Genomic DNA, 3,350 nt, shown 5'->3' with positions numbered 1-3,350 from the left:
GTGGTGCCGGGCCGCGGGCCGTCGTCGGTGGAGACCACGGTGCCGTCGGGCATGGTGACCGGGGTGATCTCGTTGGCGAAGTGGCCGCGCTCGACGGCCTCGACGGCGCGGTTCTGCGAGCGGACGCCCCAGCGGTCCTGCTCCTCGCGGGTGATGCCGGTGAGCTGCGCGACATTCTCGGCGGTCTGGCCCATGGGGATGTAGACATCCGGCAGGAGGCCGGCCTCACGGGGGTCGGTCCACACATCGGCGCCGGCCTCGGCGCGCGCGATGGTGCGGGCCTCCGCGTCGGCGAACCTCGGGTTGTGGGTGTCCGGCCAGTGATCGGCGGTGCCCTTGGCGAAGTTGGTCACGGTCTCGACACCGGCGGAGATGAACACGTCGCCCTCGCCGGCCTTGATCGCGTGCAGGGCCATGCGGGTGGTCTGCAGCGAGGAGGAGCAGTAGCGGTTGACCGTGGTGCCGGGGACGGTGTCCAGGCCGGCGAGCACGGAGACGACACGACCCATGTTGAAGCCCTGCTCGCCGCCCGGCAGGCCGCAGCCCAGCATGAGGTCGTCGATGTGGGTGGGGTCGAGCGCCGGGACCTTGTCCAGCGCGGCGCGGACCATCTGGGCGGCGAGGTCATCCGAGCGGATGCCCACGAGGGAACCCTTGTTGGCGCGCCCGATCGGGGAACGGGCGTACGAGACGATAACGGCTTCCGGCATGGAAAGCTCCTTCATTGCAGGTGAGTGCTCTGTGTGGTCGGGGGTCAGGACTCCGAGTCCTCAGGGTCCCGGGTGGAGCGGGTCAATCGCAGGATCCGACTCCGGCGGCGGAGGGTGTCCACTGCCTCGCGGGCTTCGCCCGTGCCCTCGGGTTGGCCGTCCACGTCCTCATTATGCAGGAACGTGTTCTGGACCTCATCGTCCGCGTCCTCGTGGGTACGGACGAAATCGGTGAGCCGCTTGGCCAGGCGGGCGACCACGGAGTCGCGGGGCTCCTCGCCGGCGGCATCCGCCACCGCGTCGACGGTGGCGGCGGCCTCGTCCGTCGCCTCGTCCCACACGCCGAGCACCTCGCACACCGCCGGCAGGAGCAGGCCCGCGGCGAGCTCGTATCCGGCGGAGTTGGGGTGGAAGCGGTCGGGGGAGAAGAGGCTCTCACCGCGCTTGTGGAACTCCGGCGCCAGCGCCTCGGCCAGGGACACCGGCACGCCACCGGCCCGGCGGACCTGGACGGCCTGGGCGTTGCCGAGCCGGCGGCTGAGCGTGGCCATGACCGAGCGCAGCGGCTGCGGGACGGGCTTGATGATCCCCAGGTCCGGGCAGGTGCCCACCACCACGTGGGAGCCGCCCTCGCGGAGCGCCCCGACGGCCTCGCCCACGCGCCGGGCGGAGGGGCCGATCGCGTTGCGGGCGGTGATGTCGTTGCCGCCGATGAGGATCACGGAGATGTCGGGTCGCCCGTGCGCGATCTGCATGGCCTCGACCTGGCCGGGCAGTCCCTTGGAGGTGGCGCCGACGATCGCCTTGATGCTCAGCCGCACGTCCCACCCCGACTCCTCGGCCAGGCCGCGGGCCAACAGCACGCCGGGCAGCTCGCCGGCGGTGTCCGCGCCGAGGCCGGCGGCCAGGGAGTCGCCGAAGATCATCATGTGGACGTCGCACGTCATGCCGGGCCGCCAGGGCTCGGCCGTCTCGGCGCCCGGCCGGTAGAGGCCGTCGCCGGCGAAGGGCCGCGTGCTGGGCTTGGGGATGACCTTCCGGGCGATCCTGGCCTGCTGCGCGAGGAGTTCGTACGCCCCGCGGTACGCGCCGGCGGTGCCGACGGCGACCAGGGCGAGGTTGACCACGATGCGTCGGGCCGGGTCATCTGTTGAGCTCATCGGGCGTGTCTTCTCCCCTCGGTCCGGTGGCGGGCGGCGGGTGGGGCGATCAGCGTGCGGGCCTGCTCCGCCAGTTCGACGATAGCCCTGCGGCTCTCCGCGGGTCCCCCGGAGAGATCCACCGGGTACTCGACGATCGAGATGTCGGTGTGCACGATCCGCCGGGGCTGGGGCGTGTCGCCGCGTCGCTGGGCCGGGTACACGAGGTAGGCCCGGTCCACCCCGAGCGCGGTGCACGCGGCGAGCAGCCTGTAGTGCTCGGCGGCGCGGGCGCGGCGATCCGTGGGATACGTCGGCACGAAGGTGGTGACCGGATCGCCGTCGACCTCGTACACGAGGCCGGTGCGCACGGAGATGTGGTCGCCGTCCGCGGCGGGCGCACCGTGGCGGCCGGAGGGGGCGTCGGGGGATTCGGTCCCGGAATCGAGGTTGACGACGGGGTTCTGCAGCACCCGTCCGCCACGGCCGTCGAGGGCGGCGGTCAGTTCGGCCGCCACGAAGCGCTCGAACAACGCCGGCATCTCGGTGACGAACGCCGCCGACGCCGCGTGCCCGTCCTCGACCTCCACCGAGATCCGACGCACGATCCGGTCCGCCAACGCCAGCGCGTCCTGGAACCGGGCGTTGAGCCGACTGGGCGTCCACGCGGGCACCGGGGCACCCTGCGGGATGAGCGAGGCGTCCGACAACCGCGCGTCCACCATCGCGAGTCGCCGACGGGTGGCGTCGGGCAGGTCGGGGAGGAACTGCAGCCGGTGCGCGGCGGTGCGCAGTATCCGGTTCTCGGCGATGTCCGGGGTGAACTCCGAGTAGGTGACCTCCAGGGGGATGGTCATGCCCGGGTGGCGGCGGATCTGGTCTCCCAGGCGGATCCGGCCGCGCACGGTGGTCAGCGCCTCGTCGACCCTGCGGTAGCCGCGGAGGAGCCCGGCGGAGAGGGCCTGATGCGCCAACCTGGCCATGGACTCGGCCACGGCGGACCACAACTCGTCGTCGTCCCGCGCCTGGACGGCCGAGGGGAGGAAGGCGTCGTCGGCCGCGTGGTCCAGCAGGAAGAACAGCTGCGTCAGGCCCAGGCTGGCGGCGGGCAGGACCCGCACGGACAGGCCCTCGACCCGCACCGACCCCACGCGCCCGCTCGGTATCAGCCGCCAGGTGTCGCGGCCGGCGGGCAGGACCTCCACCAGCCCGGTCTGCGACAGGTGTTGAGCCCCCTCCCAGCTCAGCGAGACGAGCCGGCCGCGGCGGTCGAACTCGTCGAACTCGATGGACTCCGACGCGGAGTCCGTCGAGGAAGCGATCATGCCCGGCCGATCTTCCGGCGCAGGGCGGCCAGGCCGAAGCGCTCGTGCACCTCCGCGCGGGTCAGGCGTCCGTAGTAGTGCTCCTCGAGCAGCGGCAGCAGGTCGTAGCGCCAGATGGCCTCGAGCCCGCCGGGCTCGGTGGCCTGGTCCTTCATGAAGTACGACGGGCCGATCCG

3 protein-coding genes and 1 pseudogene are annotated in these 3,350 nt (G+C 72.5%); all 4 read right to left on the bottom strand.

The features are described 5' to 3' along the window. Nucleotides 1–710, bottom strand: a pseudogene (locus B4M60_RS09140) (acetyl-CoA C-acyltransferase); the annotation flags it as partial. Between the two features lie 44 nt (nucleotides 711–754). Beyond that, nucleotides 755–1,870 (bottom strand): SGNH/GDSL hydrolase family protein, encoded by a 1,116-nt coding sequence (locus B4M60_RS09135; RefSeq protein ID WP_291082574.1) that lies wholly within the window; start codon nucleotides 1,868–1,870, stop codon nucleotides 755–757. Then, nucleotides 1,867–3,174: an McrC family protein gene (locus B4M60_RS09130; protein WP_291082571.1), complete on the bottom strand. Its 1,308-nt coding sequence runs from the start codon at nucleotides 3,172–3,174 to the stop codon at nucleotides 1,867–1,869. The genes B4M60_RS09135 and B4M60_RS09130 overlap by 4 nt, the downstream gene beginning before the upstream one ends. Continuing rightward, nucleotides 3,171–3,350 (bottom strand): hypothetical protein (locus B4M60_RS09125; protein WP_291082568.1); only part of this gene is annotated, 180 nt, incomplete at its 5' end. The genes B4M60_RS09130 and B4M60_RS09125, both read right to left, overlap by 4 nt.

The sequence above is a fragment of the Dietzia sp. UBA5065 genome (genome assembly GCA_002415925.1).
In the GTDB taxonomy this organism is placed as follows: Bacteria; Actinomycetota; Actinomycetes; order Mycobacteriales; family Mycobacteriaceae; genus Dietzia.
Note: the sequence above shows the minus strand (reverse complement) of the source record. Positions and strands in the feature narration are given on the sequence as shown.

Coding starts and splice junctions, on each gene's coding strand:
- B4M60_RS09135 (WP_291082574.1), bottom strand. CDS start 1,870: ATGAGCTCAACAGATGACCCGGCCCGACGCATCGTGGTCAACCTCGCC.
- B4M60_RS09130 (WP_291082571.1), bottom strand. CDS start 3,174: ATGATCGCTTCCTCGACGGACTCCGCGTCGGAGTCCATCGAGTTCGAC.